The organism is Lacipirellulaceae bacterium, assembly GCA_040218535.1.
GTDB lineage: Bacteria > Planctomycetota > Planctomycetia > Pirellulales > Lacipirellulaceae > Adhaeretor.
Map to the genome: position 1 here is coordinate 152341 of JAVJRG010000008.1, position 22910 is coordinate 175250.

Genomic DNA, 22910 nt, shown 5'->3' on the forward strand with positions numbered 1-22910 from the left:
GTCAATGCAAAAGGGTAAGATCATGCTTGGTCTATCTCCGAATCGTCTTGCGACTCAACCATTCTTGATTGTGGTCTTCGGTATGCTTGTCTCTTCGCAAGAGGCGGCTGCTGAGGATCTCCTCTTCGGCTTCAATTCGAATGGTCTAACAGGCTTGTCTACGGCAGAGATTCCACTACAGGAGTCACAACTGAGCGTTTCGGCATTACCGCTTGGCACCGTTTTTAATGAGGTCGACAACTCGGGGCTTGGTATCGACTCGCGGAGTCTTTCCAGCGATGGCGACATCACCAAGCTGAATCGAATTGGTGGCGTCAACTCGCCCGATTTCGAAGCAATGACCTTCTCTTTCAGCCGATCTGGGGTCCTAGAGAGTATCAACCTTGACGGTTTGAAGGATGAGACGTTGGAGTATTTCTCGCTTGAGCTGCCGAATGGTGTTGCCTTGTCCTTGTTCGATTTCGAAGTCGAGCTTCGGCTCAATCAACAAGGATTTCAACTATCGGATCTTGGTGTCCCCAATCCAACTCTTGCTGACGGATCGAGGGACGACTTTGTGGGATTGGATATCCCGTTTCTTGCAGGAGAAATCTTCACCCTAACCTATAGGGAAATCGACTATGACAACGCCGTGCTGCCGGGCTATCGTCCCGAAGATGACTTTGGTAGGCCGACCGGCGACTTGCCAAATGGGGCTCGTCTGCAAGGACTTGGATTTACGACGGTACCGGAACCACATGCTTGCTGGTTGATCCTCGGTTTGGCGCTTTCGTCAATCGTGTTTAGATCAAGCGAGTAGCCAGCAGATGCCATCGATGCCTGGCGGTTACAGTCTAGGCGTTCTCGGCTATAGGTCGTCGACTGACGCGAGCTCAGCTCCGTCGCGGCTGGAGAGAGCGATGTAAACCTCGAATGGGGTATCGTCGCTCAGGAAGTGAACGGAGCCGTCACACATAAGAATGTTGACGCCCCCTGGATGGTCTGAGAACATCTCTTCTTTGGCGAAATGAACTTTTTCAGAGGGGTTGATCGCGGAGGTGTCACCGAGAGCGGGAGTTTGTGGAGTAACATCGATTCCGCTGATGTTCTTCTCGCTAGCCCATGCTCCTGAAAGTTCTTTGGTAGGAGTTTTGTTGGGCTGGCCCAGTGCGGTTAGTTCTTCTTCACATCCCTTGCCGGTCGATTCCACGACGATAAAGGTGTTGCTCAGACCATCGGTAATTTGACGTGCAGAAACGACATCTGCTGAGCATTCCTTTTGTGGGTTAAAGATGCAGTCGAAGTTCCCATCGTCCTGGCCGGACTCAATATCGAGCAGCACGCCGCGAAAAATCTCGAAGAACGAGCTGTCGGTTCTTGTGTACTCGACGCCATTAACTGGATTTTGAATCTCGGTTCCAGGCCCTTTGTTGCCCATGTAATCCATGCAGGCTAGGCCGTCACCACCAACGAGCGATCCGATTCCTTCGATTCTGTCGTCCTCGCCACGAAAGACTTGCCGCCGTCCGGTACTAGGGCAGATGTAGGCAGGAATGACAGTATTCACAGGTCCCGTGAAATCGGCCATGTTGTTGGGTTGCTGTCGCAGATCAACGGTGAAGTCGATCCGATCATAGAGCGGTTGCTGCTCCATGTAGGAAAGATGCCAGACGGGCCAAGCTAGGGCAGCGTTTTCTTTCAAGCCAGCCGGTTTGAATTGACCTGGGGGGAAGTTTCTGTTGGTGGACTCATAGTTTAGTAGTCCGAGGCCGATTTGTTTGAGGTTGTTCGTACACTGCGATCGTCGAGCGGACTCTCTCGCTGCCTGTACTGCTGGGAGTAGCAGCCCAACGAGAACGCCAATAATGGCAATTACGACCAGCAATTCAACGAGGGTAAATCCTCGTACAACTTGCGAACGAGACACGTTGGTTTTGCTTCGAAGAATCACAGTGACTTCCTTCCTATGGAATTCTCTTGGGACAATTCGCTTCGAACGAATAATCAGAAGCGCTAAAGTGCACTTCTCTTGGGGCGAGATAGGCTGAGAGAGATGCTACAGAGCAATCCCAACAAGCAGGCAGTTGGCTCTGGCACTGCGTTCAAAGAGGCTGTGCCGGCCGGTGAGAAGGTTTCGCCGTAGTTGGCGGCCCATACGTCCAGGTCCTGGCGATCAACGATTCGGTCGAAGAGCCCGTCCTCATCGGGAGTATCCCCGTGACGGCGGGTCGCATCATTGGCGACACCGTCGCGCTCGATCTGCTCGAAGCCGAAATTTTGCTGCCACATCAGGAAATCGCCACCGTCCACATCATTGTCAAATGAATTCGTGCTTTCGTCGTATTCAAAGTCACCATCAAGGACAAAGAGATTGGAAGCTCCTCGGGTGTTGACCATGGGGATTCCATAGGGTGCCCCCTGTGTGGTCTCGACAAAGTTGTCTGTCCCGATTGGCGGATCATGGAATGTACCGGCCTGACGATAGTCACCCGACCCTGTTGATCCAGTTTGCCCGTCAGCAGTGAGATTCGAAGCGTGCCAGTCTCGCACTCCTGATCCGGTGCTATCGCCCCAACGCCCGACATACTCGATTTCAAAGCCGGTATCGACGAAGACTGCTCCTGGCTCTCCGTTACCGCCGTTTCCAGGCAGCCCGTTACTGAAATTGATCGGTGCGTAAAGCCTTCCGTCTGACTCGCTTGCTTCGCTGTTCACGCCGATCGAGTCGAGGACAGTCCACCCGGTTGGGAATGTGTCGTCGCTCATGCCGTCGTCACCGTTGTCGAGGTCTTGATCGAGAACTGGTGCGGCCCCTGTGCCGATATCAATGAGCATGGCCGTGAAGCCGCTGTTTTCTATTTCTCCTTCTCCCCCGAGATCGGAGTGACCAATTGTGCTCGTGGGCCCAGATCCGAAATTCAACGCGGTTCCAGTATTCACCAAGACATTGGTTCCCGCCGGCTCGGGATCGTAGAACATGTCGCTGGCAGCCTGACGCAAGACGAGAAATCCGTTGCTGCCAAGCGACTGAGTGGTCAGATCGAAAATGTTTTCGATCACACCCGCATTCGAGGTCGCACTGCTCTCGTTCTCGAGAAAGATCAGGTATTGCCCGGCCAGCGAAGCACTATTGCTACCACGCAGTTCGATGTACTCGAAGACTTTGTCACCGGAGCTTCCCGGGGGATCAAAGTAAATCTCATTGATGTAGGTCTGTGCAGATAATTGCGCCCCATAGGAAGCAAAAGTAAGGACAGCAAATAAGAGCCAGCAAGTACCGTGACGAGGAGAGCCACCTAATTTCTTCATGAAACAACGCCTGTGGGGTTGGAGACCTTGCGGAGGGCGACAACTGTACAACGTTCGTACCGTCTACAGCTTGAAGCCGAGCAACATAGGCATCGTTTGCGAGGTTTTGGTTAAGACAGAATGAATTTTTCATGCAGGAAAAGCAGCCAGTTTCGTCCTCATCTCATCTTCATCATTTGTTCACAAACTTTTGGTTTAATCCTCATATTGGAGTTCTCCTCACATCGCTTCCCTTACGCAGAGCTGACCTACCGTGATGGCATCCGTTCGCGTCTGTTGTGTCACCGCTTTCTGGTGTTTGACATTGTTGGGTTCCCAGCAGAGTCATGCCGACGCACTTGAGGCGAGACTTGCCTGGCGTATGCGGCCTCAGGTTGAGACCGTCGAGATCGCCGCGATTGACCAGTCGTCACAGCGTCTGTTCGTTACCACGGAGCAGGGGATCGTGAATCTCCGTTTGTCCGATGGGCAACTGGCAAACGAGCGCCTTCCCGTGCCCGCCGGTTACCACGCCACGAGTGTTGCCGCCAGCGGAGGGCGGATCGCCCTGGCGTTGGCCGCTGAAGATAAGAGGCAAGCCGGGCGAATCGATCTGTTTGAATCCGCCACAGGTGAGTATCTCACTACCTTCCCTGCAGGCTCGCACCCCGACATGGTTTGCTTCACGCCTAATGGCCGTTATCTGCTGTGCGCTAACGAAGGCGAGCCGACCGACGCTTACGACTACGATGGCGAAGGAAGCGTCACCGTGGTTGACTTGGCAGGTTCGCACGACCTTGCGGCGGCAAAGGTCTCGCTGTGTGAGTTTACGGAGTTTAACTCGCAAGCCGAACAACTTCGGCAACGTGGCGTTCGCCTCTTCGGCCCCAGCCAGTCACGCCCGGATGGACATGCCACAGTTGCTGAAGACCTGGAGCCAGAATACATCACCTGTTCGCCTGACAGTCGACGTGCCTGGGTAACGCTGCAAGAGAACAATGCGATCGCGGAAATCGATCTCGCAACGGCTCGCGTGACAGCGATTCATCCTCTCGGTGAGAAAGACTTTCGGCACGTTCCGGTTGGATTGGCTGGCAACCCCGCCTACGCAACGACCGGGCTTGATGCGAGTGATGCGGACGAGCATCTCCAGGTGCAGCTCTGGCCAGTGAAAGCCAGCTACGAGCCCGATGCAATTGCCTCGTTCCAGCACGAGGGGCAGAATTATCTTGTCACTGCCAACGAGGGAGATCCCCGCGAATATGCGGCGTATCATGAAGCTGCACCTGCGTGCGAGCTGATCAAGCTCAAGCAGAAGTGGGATGATCGTGCCGCAGCACGGCACCTGATGCAGCCTGAGTACTTAGGGCGGCTGCAAGTTTGCATCGACCAGTGTGACCCGGATGGGGACGGCGACATCGATGAGCTTCACGCGTTCGGCACACGGAGTTTCTCGGTTTGGCGAGCTTCTGAGGGCAAACTCGAATTAGTGTTCGACAGCGGTAGCGATTTTGAACGCGTTCTCGCCATGCGAGCCATCCACGATGCCCTGCCGACGGAACTCGTTGACAATCGGAGTCATGTACGCGGACCAGAGCCTGAGGGAGTCGTGCTTGGTGAAATAGCCGGTCGGCGTTACGCCTTTATCGGATTGGAACGCGCCAGCGGAGTGATGGTGTACGACCTGACGGAGCCGCTCAGCCCAACCTTTTGCTGTTACATTCCTCCCGCGGAGGAGAAGGGTCTCAAGGACATTTCTCCCGAAGGCTTGGTGTTCGTACCAGCGGACGAGAGTCCCACAAGAGGTGCGATGCTTGTTGTTGCCAACGAGTTTAGCGCGACAGTCACAGCCTATGACTTGCGGTTGTCTAAATAGCTTCAGTCACGCCAATTCTTCGAGCCGACCTAAGTCCAACTGACAGCGTCGGCCCATCCGCTCCGCTAGTCGCTCGCTGTGGGTGACGACCACGAGCATTTTGCTCTTCTCACGTTGTAGCTCAAGTAGGAGCTCTGAGATCGAATCGGCGGTCGATTGATCAAGGCTGCCGGTTGGTTCGTCGGCTAGTAATAGAACAGGGTCGCGAACCAGAGCCCGGGCAAGTGCGACGCGTTGGCGCTCTCCTCCAGAGAGTTCTGCCGGGCGATGGGAAAGTCGTTGCTCAAGGCCGACTTGTGAGAGTAAGTCCTTGGCAATTTCGACTTCTCTTTCTTCGGCAGTTCCCGTTGCCAGGAAGGAAATCAGTACGTTTTCCAGAACCGTGCATTGAGGCAACAGGTGATGCTCTTGAAAGACGAAGCCAATTTTTTCCGAACGGTACTTGGCAAGTTCAGTGTCGCTCAATGAATTCGGGTCCACCCCGTCAACCGAAAGGCTGCCAGAGGTGGGCTCGTCGAGCGAGCCGAGCAACGCAAGCAATGTACTTTTGCCGCAACCGCTGGGACCAAGGATAGCGAGGTTCTCGCCCGGTGTGAGTGTCAGGGAGACGTCCCGCAGAACCTCTAAGGGCTCGGCAGATGTTGGGTAGCTCTTTGAGAGATTCTTTGCGATCAGTCCGCTCATGGCGACTATTGTGGCCTGCTCGTTCATGAACGTCTACGTGCCTCGTACCCCTAGAATCTCTAAAAAAACGTAGGGCTATCTGTTGTCACTCTATTACGTTTGTGAGCGTTTCCTCTTTACAGTGAAAGCTGTTCGCTGTCTCCTAGCGTAGTCTCATACTTATTCAGCTTGTGCAGAAGAGGAGTGCCACATGAATTTAAGGCCTGTTGCTTGCCTCGTGGCTCTTGGATTCTATGCGAGTTGCCTAGGGGGCATGTCATTTGCCAAGACGCTACGGACAATCGTTCTCAAAGGCGACAGAGCGCCCGGAACCCCAACTGGACTAAACTTTTCCGCTTTCAGTAGCCCTTTTCTAAACAATAATGGTTGCGTGACATTGCAGGCCACGATCTCGGGCCCAGGGGTTTTTAGTAGCAATAGATTTGGAATTTGGTCCGAGGGGACCACGGGTGATTTGGCGTTAGTTGCACGCAAGAACGACGCGCTACCTGGAGCAATTACAGGCAGGTTTCTTGGGTTCCAGAACCCCGTTTTGACTGAAGATGGTCGAACGGCATTCCTGGGTTCATTCTCTAGCCCAAGCATGACTGACAGCAGTGCCCTGGGTATTTGGGCGGAAGATTCTTTTGGGGTTGTTGGGCTTGCTGCTTATGAGGGAGCACAAGCTCCAGGCACTACGGTAGGTACTACTTTTGACCGAATAGATAGCGTACTTCACAATTCAGCCGGGCAAACAGCATTTCGTTCTTACGCAAGAGGAGACAGTTCTGGCAGGGGCATCTGGTCCGAGGGTGGCGGCTCGGGGCTGCGGCTCATAGCACGAACTAGAAGTACTCACGCCCCTGGCACACCCACGGGGACGCAGTTCTCTTCGATCAGCCCGATCTCGTTTAATGGCGCAGGGCAGACCGCTTTCTCTGGCTCGCTCATTGGTTCTGGAGTGATAGGCCTCAATAATCGTGGCGTCTGGTCTGAGGGCTCTGGCAAAGGTCTGCAACTTGTGGTTCGGTCTAGTAATCAAGCACCTGGAACGCGCAGCGGAGTGAGATTTTCTGGTTTCTTTACCGACGTGCGAATTAATGATGCTGGTCTCGCCTCTTTTATCGGGTACATCAGAGGACCCGGAGTGACCGGTGGCAATGATCAGGGGATATGGTCAGAGGCTGCAGGTTCAGGAGTTCAACTTGTTGTACGCAGTCGTGATCCTGCGCCTGGTGCTCCTGTGGGTGTCGAGTTCGAGAGTTTCGAAAATCAAGTCATAAATGGTGCTGGCCAGACAGCTTTCATCGGCGAACTTTTGGGGACAGGGGTCGACTCAACGAACGATCGGGGATTGTGGGCGCAATCAAGCGGCGGAGAACTGGAGTTAGTTGCCCGAACTGGCGACGCTGCACCGGGAACACCAGCGGGGGTAAACTTTGCCAGACTTGGCACCTACGTTTTCAACAGCTCGGGCCAAGTTGCATTCAGCGGCTTTCTCACTGGAACAGGCGTTGATAGCACAAACGACGTTGGAATCTGGGCGCTAGATTCCTCTGGCACCCTTGCCTTAATTGCCCGCGAAGGTGACGCGCTGGATGTGGGCAATGGCACCGCGATTGACTTGCGCGTGATCAACGATATTTACTTTGCTGGAGGCTCTGGTAACGAGGATGGTTATCAAAGTGGATTCAATGAAACCGGTCAACTGGCTTTCACTGCTTCCTTCACGGACGGAACCTGGGGAGCCTTTGTTTCTAACCAAGTAGCCATTCCAGAATCAGCCTCGGTGATATTGATCAGCGTGATGTCGATGGTTGGGTTGTTCACTCGACATCGAAGATTCTCGCTAGAAAAATGAAGTGATTTGCTGCTTAGGAATTAAAGCCGGGATCATCGGGACTTCGGGCTGAAAGCCCCAAAACACCCAGTCCATAAAAGGTGTACTCAACGTCTGCCACTTGATCCCAGGCTGCGGCAAGGAAGCCTCCCGCCGGTTGCTCGACGCCTAGAGCGAATCTCCGTGCTGCCTCGCGGTCAAATTCATCCAGCCTTCCTAGGGTGTCCAGCGTTTGCATCGCGGTGAACGTGCTCAGCAGGTCGGCGATCGGGATGCGTGTGTTCGCGGCGACTCCGCCCTCTTCGTTCTGCATTTCGAGTAAGAACTCAGCTGCGGGCTCTCTGATATGCTCGGTTATCTGAGGTTGCCCGGCGATTTCATGAAGGATCCGCAGCCCCGCGATGGCTGCTGCTGTAGGATTTACACCGCTGCGTCGCATGGCTCGGATTTCGACGAAACCCCCTTCTTCGCGTCGTTGGGAAAGAAGGAATTCACGAAGATGCTCAGGCATTGGCGGAGTCTGCTCAAGAAGTTGGTAGACGAGCAATGAGAGGAAGCTCTGGTAGGTGCTGCCGGCAGCGCCTTCGAGGGTCTTTGCGTAACCGCCATCTTCGGTACGGAGCTCTTCGAGCAAAGCAAGGACCTTCACTTGCCAGTTGCTATCAGTTCCATCAAGTGGATCAATTCCGCTGGAGAGCTCGATTTGCTTTGCTGAAAGAACCAGGGAGATGAGGTCAATGATTGAGGTGTTTGCACTGAGTTGCCCCTGAAGAAATACGGCTGCAGATTCAGCCAACTCTCCATTTAGCTCGCCCAAGACGGCTAAGCTGCGTAGGGCGAACGCTGTGTAGTAGAGATCGCTCGAGCCATCGCGTCCTGTGAAGCCTCCGTCCGGTTGCTGTTGGGAGCGCAGCCAGGCCGCGTGTCGGCGACGTGTCTCAGGATGCTCTTCCAGGCCTTCGGCAATCGAGACGACCAATTGCAGAAGGTAGGAGGGGACCACGGTGAATTCGATTCTCTGCCGGAAGCTTACGCTCCGGGCTTTAGGCCGCGTGGGTTTGCAGCTTTTCGATAATCTCGTCCGGCAGCGGCACGGCGGCGATTGGCTCGCCGGGAGTCACTCGGCAGCAAACACACGTTACTGACCCGGTCGCAACTTTTTGGTTTTCGTGCGTAAAGGTGAAATCGTAAGTCACGCTACTCTTGCCAATCTTCACCACGGAAACGGCGATGTCGAGGACATCTTCGCTACGGGCGGGAGATTGATAATCGCAGGTCGCACTCACGCGAGGGAAGCTGAGCTTTTGGCCCTCGTGCTCCATGTGGACGCTAAAGCCTAGGGAGCGAATCATCTCATGCTCTGCCGATTCCATATAATGGAAAAACGAGGCAAAGTGCATGATGCCTGCCATGTCGGTATCGTGAAACTCGACAAGGCGTTGTGTCTTGAAAGGCTCTGCCATGATGGTTGGAGCCCCGGAGAGAATTGAAGAGAGAGAATCGAGAACTCTCTCTGTCTAGAGCGAAGCTAACTGCCTACGTAAGGAAGCAGTGCCATGAAGCGAGCCCGTTTGATTGCCTTCGAAACGGCGTGCTGGCTAGCAGCGTGACAACCCGTCTTACGTCGGCTCACGATTCGGCCGTGACGATTGGTTAGCTTGCCCAGCAAATCGAGATCTTTGTAATCAACGAACATCGGTCGAGGGCGTACACCATCAACACAGACAGGGTCCTTGCGAGCAGCACGAGCGCGTTTTGCCATGGTTTCTTCTTGGGGTATCGAATTAGAAAATCGTTGGTAGCACCGAATTTTAGCCGAAAAAGCCCTCTTCACAAGTCGAAATAAGTGCTTCACAGCCCTTAATCCGGCAGAGAGAGAGTCTCTGCAAGAAAAAGGCCGGTCGACAGCTTTCACTGGCGACCGGCGCGTTTTGCCTCTTCGTTGATTTCAACGCGATTTTTCAAGCTAAGCTACTCGCTCAAATGGAAGCGCCAGCCAAGCCTCGTTGGAATTCTTCTTGGGTAGAAGATTATGCTCGAATTCAACCACCATGCGGGTTAATTGAGCCACTGAATCGGCCTCCATCACGTCAAAAACACGGCGGCGGCGGTTTTCGACCGTTCTGAGGCTCACGTCCAGACGTTTCGCGATCGTGCGGTTCTTCTGGCCATCGAGCATTAACTGCAGCACGGCTCGATCTTGCGGTGAGAGCTTCCGGAGTCGCTCCTCAAGCGAGGCTTGGTGTTGGCTGCGACGCAGTTCTTTTTCACTCTTGCAGATCGCTTCCTGAACAAAAGTCCAGAGGTCGTCATCCGCGTAGGGCTTGTCGAGCACAGAAACTGCGCCGTTTCGTAGCGATTTTACCGTTACGGAAGTCTCCGCGTAGGCTGTGATAATCACCACCGGGAGGTTCAGGCCCCGTTCCATAAGGCGACGATTCAGCTCTAAGCCGTCGATCTTTGGCATCCTCAAGTCGAGGACAACACAGCCGGGACGGTCGTTGGAGACGTTCGCCAGAAAATCTTCGGGAGACTCGTAAGACCGGACTTGGTAGCCAAAGCTGTGGACGAGCTCCGAGACCGCTCGGCATGCTTGGGGGTCGTCGTCGACAACGTAAACAATTGCTTCTTTGCTTATAGTTTTTTCAGACATTTCAGGTACCTCCTCAAACCGATCCGCTATCACGCTGCGTGCGTAACCAGGATCGCTCGCTAGAATGCGAAAAACATCGAAAAAAGGAAGTCGCTTCCATCCGCGACGAGTTCCGGTTCGTCAGCGGGGCGAGTATGAGAATGATAGAAGCGAGAGATGCGGTTAGTATCCGCACTTCCCGAAAAAGAATGGTGGTCAGCCGCAGTAGCCGTCCGTGAATGAGCGTAACTTCATATATTGCAGTGGTTTATAAATTGATCGATTCTCGGCGATAATGACCCCAAAGAGGTGCCGATTGCTACGATCTTCGTGTCAGGCCTACTGCAGGTCGAGAGTGAGTCGTACGAGTTCGGCCACCGAATCGGCTTGCATCTTGTCAAAAACCCGACTGCGGTGGTTTTCGACCGTACGGATGCTGACATCCATTTTGCGGGCGATGACCTTGTTGGCCTCGCCTGCTACTACTCCGTCTAATACACATCGCTCTTTCTCGGTGAGGCTTGCCAGGCGATCACGTAATGCTTGCTTCCTGAGCTCGTCTTGGTAGACCTCCGCGTCAACTTGGAGGCCCCTGCGTGCCGCGTTCCAGAGGGCATCTTCGTCGCACGGTTTCTCTAACAGCGTGAAGGCACCATTGCGGATGGCTTTAACAGTTAGCGGCGTTGTGGCGTGGGCGGTTATCACCACGACGGAGATAGTGATCCCCATTTGTTTGAGGTGTTCCTGAAGCTCGATACCGCTCATGCCAAGCATGCGAACATCAGTCACCAAACAGGCCGGACGGCGACCATCGTAACTTTCGAGAAAAGACTCTGCCGATTCGAAATCTGCAACCTCGGCATCTAGCGTTTCCAGAAGGGCCCTCACGCCACGACGTGCTTGCTCGTCGTCGTCGACAATGTAAATGATTCCTCGAGGATTGCTCACGACAGATTCTCCGCATCGGGTGACGATGGTGATTCTGTTACGTCGATCGTTGCTTGAAGAGTTTGTTCTTGACGATGAAGTGTGTGGTTGCGATAAGGCAGCTCGATCACAAAACAGGCGCCATCCTGATCCTGTGCGTGCTGAACGTAGAGCTTGCCGCGATGCGCCTGGACGATGCTTTTGCAAATACTCAGTCCGATCCCAGTTCCATTGTCCTTCGTGGTGACGAAAGCATCGAAGATCTGCTCCTCTTGATCCTTCGCAATTCCCGGCCCTGTATCTTCAAACTCGATTCGAACAGACTTCCCTTGCAGAAAAGTACGAACTGTCAGTGTCCGCCCAGCGGTGGGAATCTCAGACATTGCCTCGTAAGCGTTGGTAATGAGATTCACAAAAACTTGTTGTAGTTGGATTCGATCTCCCGAAATCTCTGGGAGATCCTCAGCGAGTTGGGTTACTGAGTAAACGTGCGTTCTCCGCGTCTCATAGGCGAGGATGCTGAGCGACTCACGAATGAGTTCATTGACGGAGAGTAACTCTACGTAAATCTCACTTCGTTTCGTAAAATCACGGAGTCGGTGGATAATCTTGCCTGTGCGATTGATCGCCAAGGTAATCTCACGCATACATTCAACAGCTCGCTCTGCGGCATCTTCTCTACCGCTTTCTAGGTGCCGCCGCGCGGCTTCAGCAAAAGCACTGGCCGCATGCAAAGGTTGATTCACTTCGTGAGCGATCCCCGCAACGAGTTCGCCCATGGTCGCGAGTCGAGAGACGTGGGCAATCAGCAGCTCCTTCTGGCGTAGCTCGTCCTCAGCTTCCTTAAGCGCAGTGACATCGCGCCCCACAGAAAGATAGGCTGTCGGCTGACCCTCTTCGTCGAAAAAAGCGCGATCCGTCCATTGAGCCCAGCAAAGTTTACCATCGGGGCGCAAAACACGGTGTTCGTAAGTCACCGAGTTGTTTTGAGGCGTGAGCTGGTGCATCGCGTTCGTGAAATTCTCGACGTCGTCTTTGAAAATCACGGGCATAAAGGGCTGGTTGACGAGCTCTTCAGCGGGCTTCCCTAAGTAGCGAGCATAGGCTTCATTTACAAAAGTGCGACGCAAGTCGGGTGTCCAATGAACAATGAATTCAACTTGGTTTTCGACGACGCTCCGATAACGCTCTTCACTTTCGACGAGTTTCTCATTGATCGCTACCAGTTCGGAAGTGCGTTCGGCAACTCGCTCCTCTAAGTTCTCTTTAAGTTGCTTCAGCTCATTGGTCGTATTGGTAATCTCAGTGATATCGCGGGCAATGCCTTCAAGCGAAGTGAACTCACCGTCTGGGCCGTAAAGCTGTCGCACTTGTAGTTCGAGCAGACGCGTGCCTTTATCGGCATGATCCATTTCGACGACAAGGCGATGGAACTTCTTGCCCGCATAGATGTCTTGACGGACATTTTCAGCCCGTTGGCGACCTTGATACTCTTCTTTGACGAGTTCGCGCCAATTTCGACCAAGGACATCCTCCGGGTTGTAGCCCATGACGTTCTTCACCGAAGGGCTGACGTAAGTGATGACGCCCTGGTTGTCATGGGTGTAAATAAAGTAGTCGCCTCGTATCCCTTCCACCAAACGACGATATCGCCGTTCGCTCTGCCGTAACGAGAGCTCCGCTTGCACGCGGTGCGTATCGTCGTGAGCCATGCGCTCTGTTGCGACATGAACCTCAGCGTCGTCGAAGATCTTTCTTTCTCTTGCGGCAAGATAAAGCTCCTCGCCGTTGCGTTTTCTCGCGACGCAACGGTGCATCGGAATCTCTCCGGGCCAGAGCCGATCAGAGAGATCTTGAATCAGAGCGTGGACGGGATGATTCATGACTAGAAAGTCATTCACATGTCGCCCGATCATTTCTTCGGGCTCGTACCCCAAGATTTCCCGCACACTCGGCGACATGTAGAGAATCACGCCGTCAGGTGTAAGCCGATAAAGAAGGTACTCTCGTTGCCACGCGTTGAACCAAGATGCGTAGTCAAATTCTGTCGCTGTCGGATTGTGCGTTGAGTCGCTTGGCATGGGCAGCGTCAAGGGAACGGGAAAAACGCGAAGTCGTTCACACGTAATTCATTCTAGTCGAACTTTGCTTGCGATGACCAGCAACTACTTATGAGCAAGCTTCCTGTAGAGTTCTAGCGTTTGCTCCGCCATCGTCTGAGCATGAAAGTGTTCTCGAACAGCCGCGTGGCCGGCTTCGCCCAACCGTTGTCTCTGCTGATGATCGGTGAGGAGCTCACGCAGCCTTGCTGCTAGTTCACCGGTATCAAGAGGGGTATGTAGCAAGCCTCCACCGGTACGATCAACAAGCTCAGGGAAAGTTCCATGCGCTGGAACGACCACAGGCGTCCCGTTGGCAAGTGATTCTAAGACCGGTAGTCCTTTGCTCTCAACGTAGACCGTGGGGGTGCTCATAATGTCCAGGGATTGCAGGTACTCGATCTTTTCCTCGCGGGTGAGTTCCCCACGGTAAGTAAATCGCCCCGAGAGGGGACCTTTTGCAATTCGCTTTTCCAACTCCGACAAGTAGCGACGATCGCCCGCCCCTAGGTAGCCTGCGGCGTGGAGTTCGAAAGAAAGAGCTGGTGTCTCGGTTGCTAACTTTTCGCAGGCCTCGACGAGCAGGTGCAGTCCCTTCTCATGACAGATGCGGGCCAAGTATCCGATGCGATAGGTTTGACGCTTGTCGATTAGTTCTTTTGGCGTTGCAGCATGTCCCTCTAGGTCGAGCCCATGTGGAATCACTTCGATCCGCTCCCGCGGCACAGAGAGATACTCCGACATGTAGTCCGCATAATATCCGTTGAGTGCCGTGAACGCGGCAACCTCGGCGGCGCGTTCCCGGAGCAGTTCGCGTGCTTGCTCGTAGTACGGCGGTGTCAGTTCTTCGAGAAAGATATCTTCGCCAGACAGTGCGCAGACAACAGGCGGCCCGCACCGCTCGTTGATCATTCGCGCCAGGCCGAGCATCATTGAGTTTGACAGATGGACCACGTCGGGCTTCACGTCGTCGATAAGCCAATCAACGAGCTTCACAAGCTCCTTGCGCTGATTTCCTTGCTCGCCACGTAGCATGGAAACAGTCATCGGCCCCAGCTTTGCAGGGTCGACGCTCGCACCACGTCCGGCAAGCAAGCGGAGCAGGGCAGGGTGGTCGAGACAACGATCCAACCAACGGGGCGTGTGACGAAAGATCGGAATCTTTTGTTGCAGGTAGGCGTTAATGCCTCCGAAGAAAACCTTCTGCTCACTGACATCCTGTTCGTCCGTGCGAATTGGTGTGTAGATTGGGGCGAGGATAACGTCTTCACCCCGCTTCAACAGAGCCGCTGCTAGGGTGTTGTCGTGTAGACAACTTCCGCAATACATTCCGGCGGCACCAGCGGCGAGATAGGCGATCTTCATGTTTATTCGTGGCGCAGTGCCTCGATCGGATCAAGCTTGGCCGCGCGGACTGCTGGGTACACGCCAAACAGGACGCCCACAAGAACCGAGATTGAGAACGCCACTGGAATCGACCAGCCAACGACGGTCGGTTCGACTTCACGAATAATGTCAGGCAAGCCGTTCATTTGTTCGGGGAACCGATACTCAAGCAGGGTTCGGATCTCTGTGGTAAGCAATGTGCAAAGCAGGCCTCCGCCGATCCCTAGCAAGCCACCTACGACGGAAAGCATCACGCTCTCGGCGAGGAATTGTCGTGTGATGTCGCTCCGCTTGGCACCCAAGGCACGGCGGATACCGATCTCTCTCGTGCGTTCCGTAACAGTGGCGAGCATGATATTCATGATGCCGATGCCTCCGACAATCAAGGAGACAGCAGCAATCATCCCGAGAAAGATCACAAACATCAGCCGTGTGGTTTCCGCCTGCTTGAGTAACTCGAGGGGGACGGTAATCGAAAAGTCCGGCAGCGTGTGGTCGCGCTCGATCGTGTCGCGCACAACGTCGGCAGTCGGTAAGACGGCTTCACGAGTTTCGACTTCAAGATTGAACCGACTCACTTCAACCAAGTCGCGTTGAAATGAACCAGGTTTGGTGACAACGATCATGTCGCCGAGACGTCTCCAAAGCGACTCGATCGGGATGTAAACGTCATTGGAAAAGTCTTCCGTCGCGGTTGATCCGCCCACTGCCGAGGAGGAGTTCCGTTTCTTCATCGTGCCCACAACGATGTAGAACTCCTCGTCGATCATGATGCGTTTGCCGATGGGATTCCCAAAAGGAAAAAGCTGACGGGTGCTCCCCTCTGCCAGCACGCAGTAGTTGCGCTCCGTTCGGCCATCTTCCTCGGAGATAAAGCGCCCTTGGTCGATCTCCATGCGAGAGACCTCGGCATACTCAGGGGTGCAGCCGATGAGCCGCCCCTCAAATTTCCGAGTCAGATAGCGAAATTCTTTGGACAGAATGCGGATCGGTAGAGCGCGTTTCAACGTGGGAATCGTGTCGCGGACCCGCTCATAATCAGCTCGCGTTAAGCCGTAACCCCCGTCCTGAACTTCATCGCTCGAGGGTTTGACGGTGCTGACGATGATGTTTCGTGCGCCGAGTTCGGCGATTTGTTCTTCGGCTTTGCGACCGATTCCGTCGCCGATGGCCAACAGCCAAATGACGCCTGCGATACCAATAAAAATACCAAGCACCGTCAGCCCGGAGCGCAACGGATGCAGCAGCAGGCTCTTGATGCTCAGTCGCAAAGTGCGGAGAAGTCGAATCAAGGGACTGCCTCCGCGTAGGATGCGTTCTGCACATCCGACTGGACAAGCCCGTCGCGCATGGTGATGCTGCGGCGTGTCTGCTCGGCGACTTCAGGCTCGTGAGTCACCATCACAATTGTGCGACCTTGGCTGTTGAGCTCTGACAGCAGTTCCAAAATCTCCTGCGTGGTTGCCGTATCGAGGTTGCCTGTTGGTTCGTCGGCGAGAATGAAGCGGGGATCGTTCACCAAACTGCGAGCGATCGCCACCCGCTGCTGCTGACCGCCTGAAAGTTGCATAGGACGGTGGTCCAGGCGGGTGCCCAAGCCGACCTTCTCCGCCAAGGCAATGCACTTCTCGCGAGATTCTCGACCGAGCTTCCCGCTGTAATACAGCGGCACTTCAATATTCTCAACAACCGTCAGTGCCGGGAGCAGGTTGTACGACTGAAAAATAAACCCGATTCGCGTCGCGCGAATCTCCGCGAGCTCGTCGTCCGACATCCGGGCGACATTGTCTTCTCCTAGCAGGAACGAGCCACCCGTGGGGCGATCAAGACATCCCAGGAGGTTCAGCAGTGTACTCTTTCCCGAACCCGAGGGACCCATAATCGAGATGTAGTCCCCCTCTGGCACATCGAAAGAAACACCACGCAGCGCACGGACCGTCTCGCCACTAAGGTAGTAATCCTTCTTCAGGTCACGAAGGCTAGCGGCGAGAGGTTGCAAAGGCGTGTACTCGAAAAATGGGACGCGGATGAACGCAGATCGGGCGGATTGACGCGGATGTAAACAAGATTGATTCGAGGATTGTCACGGAAGTCGTATCCGACCGATCAAACGTCAAATCGCTTCTTAAGAATTAACCTCTTCGAAGATCAGCGATCATCCGCCAAATCCGCGTTCATCCGCGTGCTATTCTCATTCAGCCACCCTTTGTCTCGGCGTTCGCTTCGACCGTTTCAACGGCGACCTTGGGTAGCATCCCTTGCGGTTCTTTTGTCTCTTTGACTTCTGGAAGCGGCGGAAGATTGACTTCGGCGAGCAGGCTCTTTGGGTTCATCGCTACCGTATCAGATTCCTTCAGGCCTTCGCGGATGACGAAGAACTTATCGTTGGTTGGCCCCACTTCGACTTGCTTGGCGACCCACTTGTTCGCATCGCGTATAAAGCAGAAGAAATCTTTCCCGTGGGAGTAAACACTTTGCACGGGAGCTTGGATAACGTCGTCCTCCTCCAGGCACTTGATCGTTACGGAGGCGGTCATGCCCGAGCGCAGCTTTTCATCGGGTGAATCGATCGTGACGAACGCCTTGTACTCTTTCACATTCGCCTTGCGCCAGCTTGAAGGTTCCGCATAGCGATTCACGCTCTCAACTTCTCCGGTGAACGTGCGATCTCCCAGACCGACAGGGCTGATTTTCGCAGGCATCCCCGGCTTGACGAATTGAATGAGCGACTCGTTCACGGTCAGTTCGACGCGCATCGAGGAGGGGTCGGGCAGCTTGATGATGGTTTGCCGTTCGCGAATAACGGCACCCTCTTCAACGACAAATTCTTCGCCGCCAAAGCGATTTCGATTATGAGCGTAAGTCACGACGCCGTCCTCGGGGGCGACGATCATGCACTTGGCGATCTGATCTTCGATCTCTTTCAGTTTCGCCAATTCCAGCTCGTGACTCTTCTTGTCAGACTCCCACTTGGTCTTGGCAATGATGATGTCGCTTTCCAACTGCTTGAGCATCTTTGCTTTGGTAAAGTCTTCCAGCACGCGAAGCTTGGTCTTGGCGGCTTCTAATTCCTTGCTCGACTTCTCAACGGCGAAACGGTCCGCTTCCAGTTGCAAGTCATTCACATAGCCTTTAGCGGCCAGTTTCTTGCTATACTCGAAATACTCCTTCGCTCGGTTAAGGTTCTCCTCGGCGACGAAGATCTCGCTTTCGATCGTTTGTTTCTCTTGGACAAACGTGCCCTCGAGGTATTCCGTCTTGGCAATGACTGCTGTTTCGTAAGTATTCTTGGCCTCGACAACCACTGAAAGGTTTGTGTTGGCTGTGATCTGCCGTGAGGTACGCTCCGTATCTAAAGCAGAAGAGTCGAGCTCGACGAGGAAGTCGCCTTTCTTGACTTTCGTCCCCTCTTCAACGATCCGTAGGATCGCCAAACCGGGCGTATTTTGAGTCTTCACGGCAGAACGAACTTCGACAACGCCAGCAGATTCAATCTCGCCACGCTCAGTGACCGTCAGCTTGAAGTCATCTCGTTTGACCTGGAACGTCACCGCGACCGTGTCCTCGCTGGTGTCAGACCGATTCTGCCACCAGTAGTAGCCACCACCGCCAGCAGCAGCGAGCAATAGCAAAGCAACCAAGATGCCTGTCAGGCTGCTGCCGTGCCGTCGAACTCTTTGGCGTGGTTGTCGAAGAAAGCTCATAGAACCGATCGTGTCGAGAAAGTCTGCGGTTGCGTATTTCGATTATACGCTAATCGCTTAGGCGATGTATTCCCTGCGTTCCTTTTCCCAGCTATTCCACCGGAGGCAAGCGGTACAGCTCAACCGCTCGAACCGGTTCCCAATAACCCACTGGCTGGACCCAACTGGCCCCGTCGATTGACCCGTCGAGCGATCCCTCGAGTGCTTCAGGCTGATCGAGCTCGGGACCCGCAGGCGGTTTGGGCAACGGTTCTGCAGGTGGGGCGATGCTTTCGGGAAGTTCCAACGGATCGACCAGTTCGCCATCGAAGGACGTTTCCGGTGGTTCCGCGGGTAGGCAGAGGTCAGCAAGCAACGCCTTGTAGGGAATCTCCTGTTCGATTCGCAGGCCGGCCGGATCGAGTTCCATGAGGCCAAGATCGTGTTCCAAATTCAATCGTTGAACTTCGTAGTTGACCCAGACACTCAGGAAGTCGTTCTGGACGTTCAATAGATCAGAGAGAGATTGCACAAGGTCGCGGGCGGTTGTCGCTCCGAACTGTTCTTCGACTTCCGGCTTAGGAGGCTGGGAGAGTCGCAGTTGGGTGAGATCGACCTGCGAGATAGCAACCAGCACAGCCGCTCGACGGAGTTCGAAGTTGACTTCGTTGAGGCGAAGTTGGCGAAGCGTATTTCGTAGTCCCAGTGAAACCCCGTCGCGGAATTGATAGTAGTTGCGGCGTGCTTGTTGGTACTCAATCAGCGCTTGTCGATAAATGTTTCGCTCAGCGATACGAGTAATCGGCGGATCGAATTGTAGGCCGACTTGTAATCGCCCACGTGTATCACGCAACCGGAAAGGGTTATCACCGACGTTGCCGATGTCGCCATTGAACACCAGGCCAAAGTCGCTCTTGAGATCGTTGGCATTGAAGTAGATCAGCCGCCAGGAATCGACTAGTTGGGCACGTGCATTGGCCCAATCGCGACGATAGGCACTGGCGATTTGCAACGCCTGCGCTGAAGTCAACTCGGTTGGCTCAATTGAGACAGACTCGAGTCGGGTTGCCGCTTGGACCAACGACAATTCAAGCAGCGTGCTGGAGAGTTTGGTGAATCCTTCCACCATTCGGTTCAACTGTTCGGAGTTGTCCGTTTCCTTGCCAGCAATCTCTGCGAGTTCTGTCCAAAGCGACTCCAGTCTCCGCTGGAGCAGAAGATACTCCGCCTGTCGCTTTTGCGCCCGGGCTTCTAGCTGGCTGACCTCGAACAGCGCCGGGTCAATGTTCGCCTCTCTCGCCTCGTCTCGCTGAGAAAGACTTTCCAGCGACTCTTTTCTTGCAGGTAGTTCCTTCTCAAACGTGAGGAAGTCTTCCTCGACCGCTGCTAGTTGCTGCTCAACGAGTCCTCGCAGTCGGACAAGCTCGATTGACCAATCCATGTCTTCGAGAATCGGCCCAGCGTTTTCGTCAGCTTCGGCTAACTCGGCTCGAAGCCCGCGCAGCTCGTCGAGCAATTCGCTGACTTCGGACTGAACCTTGTCAAGTTCTGGATCGACCAGTTGGAAGCGGTCGAGCAATGGATCCTGCACTCTCAGCGGCAAGTCAGGTGGTAGGCCGAGTGAAAACTTAAATCCATCAAGTGACGCCTGATAGAAGGTTTCTGCCGTCAGCAGTTGGCTCTGTGCATTGAAGAGTGCTTGTTGTGCGAGTTCCACTTGGAAACGATCGATGCGGCCAGCATCATACGAGGCTTGTAATTGCTCGTAACTCTCACGCAATGCAGCGACGTTCGCTCTCTGATTGCGAATCTGTTGAGCACTCTGCAAAAGTCCCAGGAATCCACCCGCGCCTTGCGCACCCGCACCGCCTGTGAAACCGCCTCCGGCACCACCGCCGCCCCCGCCGAAATTGTTGAATCCAAAGTTTCCGACGTTTCCGAAACCACCACCGCCGACACCGGTAAACCCTTCCAGGCCGCTGCCGCCAAAGAAGCCGCCGCGTCGCGAGGCACCTTGACCTGGATCGCGTCCGGTGAGGATGTTCAAGTAGAAACCACGCCGGAAGCGTTCCATGCTACGCACGTTTGCCAACAGTGCACGCTCGGAGATTGTCAACGTCTCTAGAACGCGGGCACGTCCCGCTCCACGGAGCAGTGGTTGGACGAGTGAAAAGTTGAGCAAGGTGTTGCTGGAGTAATCATCAGGACCGGCGAACTGCCAGACGAGTGAGTTCGCCAACCCGACGACCAATTGCCCGCCAGTCGCTGTGAGACGCTGCGCGCGAAACTGATTGCCCGGTCGGGATGGGGCTACAACGAGCTGGCTTGAAGAGTCGCCCGTCCCGCTTCGGTCTCGCCCGTCAGCCGTAAACAACACCTCTGAGCCGCCAAAGAATTGCGTGTCGAATCGGAATCGCTCGAAGGAGACGTCGAGCGCTGAGAGATACAACTCCTCGAGCTCGCGCTGATATCGTGTCGAGTGCAGCAACGCCGTGCTAACTGCATCGCGCGAGTCGAGCGTCAGAAAGCCTTCTTCATCCTGCGGAACGAAGGTCAACCACTCTGGATTCTCAACGAAGGGGGTCTCCGGCAAGCAACGCCAACATTTCGAGCCTTTTTTGCAATCCACACAGTCCATGTAGCGGTGCGAAAACGGATCGTCAGGCGGCATTGGCTCGCAATCAGGATCGAACGGGTCGAACATTCGCGAACGTGGATCGATCGTGATGTGGAAGTCTTCGGGCAGCGAGCCGAGCGTATTGGCTTTTTGGGCGGTCAAACATTCAGCCTCAGCGTCGGCTTGCTGCCGATACTTGGGCAGTGCCCCGCACTTGAAGCAAGCGCAGCCCGAGGAAAGTAGGGCGAGAAGCAAAAGGATCGAGGAGCTACGCATCAGGCGGCTCCTTTCATCCAGGTAATTCCCCCGGTCGTGAGGCTGGTCAAGAGTGTCACGCCGCCGATGGCCAGTTGCCAAGTCTGTCGCCGCCGATCTTGTCGATCTTTGCTACAAGCGATCAACCGTCGCTTTCGCATGGCTTCAACGGAGGCACTGACTTGAGCTGTGGAGACGCCGAGTGCTTCTGCGAGTGACTTCTGGTCGACTTTTTTCCCGGAGCGCAAGTGCCACAACAGGCGGAACTCGACTTCGGAGATTTCTCTTGAGCCGATCAGTTGTTTCAGTCTTCGCGTCGCCTCGCGGCCCGTCGCGATTTGGTCGCAGAGAGAGTCGATTTCTTCGACGCTGATGCATATCGGCTGCGGTGATTTTGAATCGTTCATCTTTGAACGATTCGGCAACGCAGCAGCTCAGCCTTGAAAGATTCGGAGACGGATGATTCAGAACTGAACGATTCAGCAGTGCTAGCACAGTAACACCACGCTCCGCGTGGTTGGAATTGCCAGTGGACGACAAATGAAAGTTGACAGTTTGCTGGCGAGTCACCGTCAAAGCATCATCTAGGGACTAGCGAGGGGCTAACCACGGGGACCGTGGTTTTACTGTAGTTGCACGCGACACAGCCGCTGGTGATTCGTCATATACAGTCGCTTGCCGTTTTCGCCGAACGCACAGTTGGCGACCTTCCCCCCGGGCCGGATTGTGCCCAGGTGCTTGCCCTCAGGACTAATAATCAAGACTCCGCCTGGTCCTGTAGCGAAGAGATTACCCGCGGGATCGACTTTCATTCCGTCGGGCATCCCAGGTCGGTCCTTTGCAAGCTCACTGGCGTCGAAGAAAACGCGTCCCTTGCCGATTGTGCCGTCTTCTTGGATCGGATAAGCGATGATTACCGGCTTTCGTGGGTCGGATTGAGCCACGTACAACGTCTTCTCATCCGGTGAGAGCGCGATGCCGTTGGGGGCGTGCAATTCCTTTGTCAGTAGCGTGACTTTGCCGTCCGTACCCAGTCGATAAACGCCTTGAAAGTCGAGTTCCTTCCGAGGGTCGTCCCACTTGCCATGCAGACCGTAGGGTGGGTCTGTGAAATAGATGGCACCGCTGGAATGAACCGCCAGGTCGTTAGGGCTGTTGAAGCGTTTACCCTCATAGTTATCGATAAGAGTTTTGTACGCGGGCTTTGCTTCGCTGATCGGAACGTCGAGCAACGCCAAGCGACGATCACCATGCTGGCAAAGCAGTAGCCCTCCCTCTCCGTCCAGTGAGAGGCCATTCGAGCCAGACTCTGGGCTGTTGGTCGCTTCGCCCGTGAAACCCGAGGGCTTCAGGAAGTCGGACAGTCCCTTCTGTTCATCCCACCGGTGGACTACGTTATTCGGCACATCAGAGAAGAGCAAAAAACCATCGCTGATCGCGTCCTTTTGAGGAATCCAAACGGGTCCCTCGCTCCAAGTGAAGCCTTCAGCAAGGACTTCGATCTTCGCGTCAGGCGGCACGAGCGCGTCCATGGCCGAGTCAAGCCGTTCAATCTCCCCGGTGGCCTTATATTCCTTTGCGAAAGTCGTAGAGCAAAAGAAAGCCAGAACGTTGACCAAGACGAGAGACAAAAATCGAAAGTTTTTCACGAGAGATTCCTGGGTT

General features: G+C 54.5%; 19 protein-coding genes. 3 read left to right on the forward strand and 16 right to left on the reverse strand.

The window, feature by feature from the left end:
* Positions 1 to 22: 22 nt before the first annotated feature.
* Complete coding sequence (locus RIB44_10060; protein MEQ8616925.1) at positions 23 to 799, forward strand: hypothetical protein; 777 nt, start codon at positions 23 to 25, stop codon at positions 797 to 799.
* Between the two features lie 48 nt (positions 800 to 847).
* On the opposite strand, the gene RIB44_10065 is transcribed toward RIB44_10060, so the two are convergent.
* On the reverse strand, positions 848 to 1906 hold the full coding sequence (locus tag RIB44_10065; protein ID MEQ8616926.1) for a DUF1559 domain-containing protein: 1059 nt from the start codon (positions 1904 to 1906) through the stop codon (positions 848 to 850).
* An 86-nt stretch (positions 1907 to 1992) separates the two neighbouring features.
* Positions 1993 to 3288: a hypothetical protein gene (locus RIB44_10070; protein ID MEQ8616927.1), complete on the reverse strand. Its 1296-nt coding sequence runs from the start codon at positions 3286 to 3288 to the stop codon at positions 1993 to 1995.
* Positions 3289 to 3544: 256 nt separating this feature from the next.
* Here RIB44_10070 and RIB44_10075 point away from each other — a divergent pair, with 256 nt between their 5' ends.
* Positions 3545 to 5143, forward strand: a complete 1599-nt coding sequence (locus tag RIB44_10075) for a choice-of-anchor I family protein (protein MEQ8616928.1) — start codon at positions 3545 to 3547, stop codon at positions 5141 to 5143.
* A 6-nt stretch (positions 5144 to 5149) separates the two neighbouring features.
* Here the strand turns inward: RIB44_10075 and RIB44_10080 are convergent, their stop codons facing one another.
* Positions 5150 to 5827 carry an ABC transporter ATP-binding protein gene (locus RIB44_10080; GenBank protein ID MEQ8616929.1) on the reverse strand — a complete coding sequence of 226 codons (678 nt, stop codon included), beginning with the start codon at positions 5825 to 5827 and terminating at the stop codon, positions 5150 to 5152.
* A 583-nt stretch (positions 5828 to 6410) separates the two neighbouring features.
* On the opposite strand from RIB44_10080, the gene RIB44_10085 reads away from it, so the two are divergent.
* Positions 6411 to 7667 (forward strand): hypothetical protein, encoded by a 1257-nt coding sequence (locus RIB44_10085; protein MEQ8616930.1) that lies wholly within the window; start codon positions 6411 to 6413, stop codon positions 7665 to 7667.
* A gap of 13 nt (positions 7668 to 7680) precedes the next feature.
* Here the strand turns inward: RIB44_10085 and RIB44_10090 are convergent, their stop codons facing one another.
* The 13 genes from RIB44_10090 to RIB44_10150 all read right to left on the reverse strand — a co-directional run bounded on the left by RIB44_10090 (position 7681) and on the right by RIB44_10150 (position 22894).
* The gene (locus tag RIB44_10090; GenBank protein MEQ8616931.1) at positions 7681 to 8649 is read right to left on the reverse strand and encodes a terpene cyclase/mutase family protein; all 969 of its coding nucleotides are present in this window, start codon (positions 8647 to 8649) and stop codon (positions 7681 to 7683) included.
* A 40-nt stretch (positions 8650 to 8689) separates the two neighbouring features.
* Positions 8690 to 9109, reverse strand: coding sequence for a thioesterase family protein (locus RIB44_10095; GenBank protein MEQ8616932.1), 420 nt, complete (start codon positions 9107 to 9109; stop codon positions 8690 to 8692).
* Positions 9110 to 9174: 65 nt separating this feature from the next.
* Positions 9175 to 9408, reverse strand: a complete 234-nt coding sequence (gene rpsR / locus RIB44_10100) for a 30S ribosomal protein S18 (protein MEQ8616933.1) — start codon at positions 9406 to 9408, stop codon at positions 9175 to 9177.
* 204 nt (positions 9409 to 9612) lie between these two features.
* Positions 9613 to 10299, reverse strand: a complete 687-nt coding sequence (locus RIB44_10105; GenBank protein ID MEQ8616934.1) for a response regulator — start codon at positions 10297 to 10299, stop codon at positions 9613 to 9615.
* 318 nt (positions 10300 to 10617) lie between these two features.
* Positions 10618 to 11226, reverse strand: a complete 609-nt coding sequence (locus RIB44_10110; protein ID MEQ8616935.1) for a response regulator — start codon at positions 11224 to 11226, stop codon at positions 10618 to 10620.
* On the reverse strand, positions 11223 to 13286 hold the full coding sequence (locus RIB44_10115; protein MEQ8616936.1) for a PAS domain S-box protein: 2064 nt from the start codon (positions 13284 to 13286) through the stop codon (positions 11223 to 11225). The genes RIB44_10110 and RIB44_10115 overlap by 4 nt, the downstream gene beginning before the upstream one ends.
* Positions 13287 to 13370: 84 nt before the next feature.
* Entirely contained in the window at positions 13371 to 14669 is a 1299-nt protein-coding gene (locus RIB44_10120; GenBank protein ID MEQ8616937.1) for a glycosyltransferase family 4 protein, read from the reverse strand.
* 2 nt (positions 14670 to 14671) lie between these two features.
* Positions 14672 to 15982, reverse strand: coding sequence for an ABC transporter permease (locus RIB44_10125; protein MEQ8616938.1), 1311 nt, complete (start codon positions 15980 to 15982; stop codon positions 14672 to 14674).
* Positions 15979 to 16689 (reverse strand): ABC transporter ATP-binding protein, encoded by a 711-nt coding sequence (locus RIB44_10130; protein MEQ8616939.1) that lies wholly within the window; start codon positions 16687 to 16689, stop codon positions 15979 to 15981. The genes RIB44_10125 and RIB44_10130 overlap by 4 nt, the downstream gene beginning before the upstream one ends.
* Before the next feature lie 196 nt (positions 16690 to 16885).
* Entirely contained in the window at positions 16886 to 18394 is a 1509-nt protein-coding gene (locus RIB44_10135; GenBank protein ID MEQ8616940.1) for an efflux RND transporter periplasmic adaptor subunit, read from the reverse strand.
* Between the two features lie 91 nt (positions 18395 to 18485).
* Positions 18486 to 21266, reverse strand: coding sequence for a TolC family protein (locus RIB44_10140; GenBank protein MEQ8616941.1), 2781 nt, complete (start codon positions 21264 to 21266; stop codon positions 18486 to 18488).
* Positions 21266 to 21652 (reverse strand): helix-turn-helix domain-containing protein, encoded by a 387-nt coding sequence (locus tag RIB44_10145; GenBank protein ID MEQ8616942.1) that lies wholly within the window; start codon positions 21650 to 21652, stop codon positions 21266 to 21268. Before RIB44_10145 ends, RIB44_10140 begins: the two co-directional genes overlap by 1 nt.
* Before the next feature lie 216 nt (positions 21653 to 21868).
* Positions 21869 to 22894: an SMP-30/gluconolactonase/LRE family protein gene (locus tag RIB44_10150; GenBank protein ID MEQ8616943.1), complete on the reverse strand. Its 1026-nt coding sequence runs from the start codon at positions 22892 to 22894 to the stop codon at positions 21869 to 21871.
* Positions 22895 to 22910 lie beyond the last annotated feature (16 nt).

What these genes read in the sequence shown, in the direction of transcription:
- RIB44_10095 (MEQ8616932.1), bottom strand. Translation starts at nt 9,109, where the DNA reads ATGGCAGAGCCTTTCAAGACACAACGCCTTGTCGAGTTTCACGATACC.
- RIB44_10120 (MEQ8616937.1), bottom strand. Translation starts at nt 14,669, where the DNA reads ATGAAGATCGCCTATCTCGCCGCTGGTGCCGCCGGAATGTATTGCGGA.
- RIB44_10085 (MEQ8616930.1), top strand. Translation starts at nt 6,411, where the DNA reads ATGACTGACAGCAGTGCCCTGGGTATTTGGGCGGAAGATTCTTTTGGG.
- RIB44_10135 (MEQ8616940.1), bottom strand. Translation starts at nt 18,394, where the DNA reads ATGAGCTTTCTTCGACAACCACGCCAAAGAGTTCGACGGCACGGCAGC.
- RIB44_10145 (MEQ8616942.1), bottom strand. Translation starts at nt 21,652, where the DNA reads ATGAACGATTCAAAATCACCGCAGCCGATATGCATCAGCGTCGAAGAA.
- RIB44_10105 (MEQ8616934.1), bottom strand. Translation starts at nt 10,299, where the DNA reads ATGTCTGAAAAAACTATAAGCAAAGAAGCAATTGTTTACGTTGTCGAC.
- RIB44_10140 (MEQ8616941.1), bottom strand. Translation starts at nt 21,266, where the DNA reads ATGCGTAGCTCCTCGATCCTTTTGCTTCTCGCCCTACTTTCCTCGGGC.
- RIB44_10075 (MEQ8616928.1), top strand. Translation starts at nt 3,545, where the DNA reads ATGGCATCCGTTCGCGTCTGTTGTGTCACCGCTTTCTGGTGTTTGACA.
- RIB44_10080 (MEQ8616929.1), bottom strand. Translation starts at nt 5,827, where the DNA reads ATGAGCGGACTGATCGCAAAGAATCTCTCAAAGAGCTACCCAACATCT.
- RIB44_10070 (MEQ8616927.1), bottom strand. Translation starts at nt 3,288, where the DNA reads ATGAAGAAATTAGGTGGCTCTCCTCGTCACGGTACTTGCTGGCTCTTA.
- RIB44_10060 (MEQ8616925.1), top strand. Translation starts at nt 23, where the DNA reads ATGCTTGGTCTATCTCCGAATCGTCTTGCGACTCAACCATTCTTGATT.
- RIB44_10115 (MEQ8616936.1), bottom strand. Translation starts at nt 13,286, where the DNA reads ATGCCAAGCGACTCAACGCACAATCCGACAGCGACAGAATTTGACTAC.
- rpsR (MEQ8616933.1), bottom strand. Translation starts at nt 9,408, where the DNA reads ATGGCAAAACGCGCTCGTGCTGCTCGCAAGGACCCTGTCTGTGTTGAT.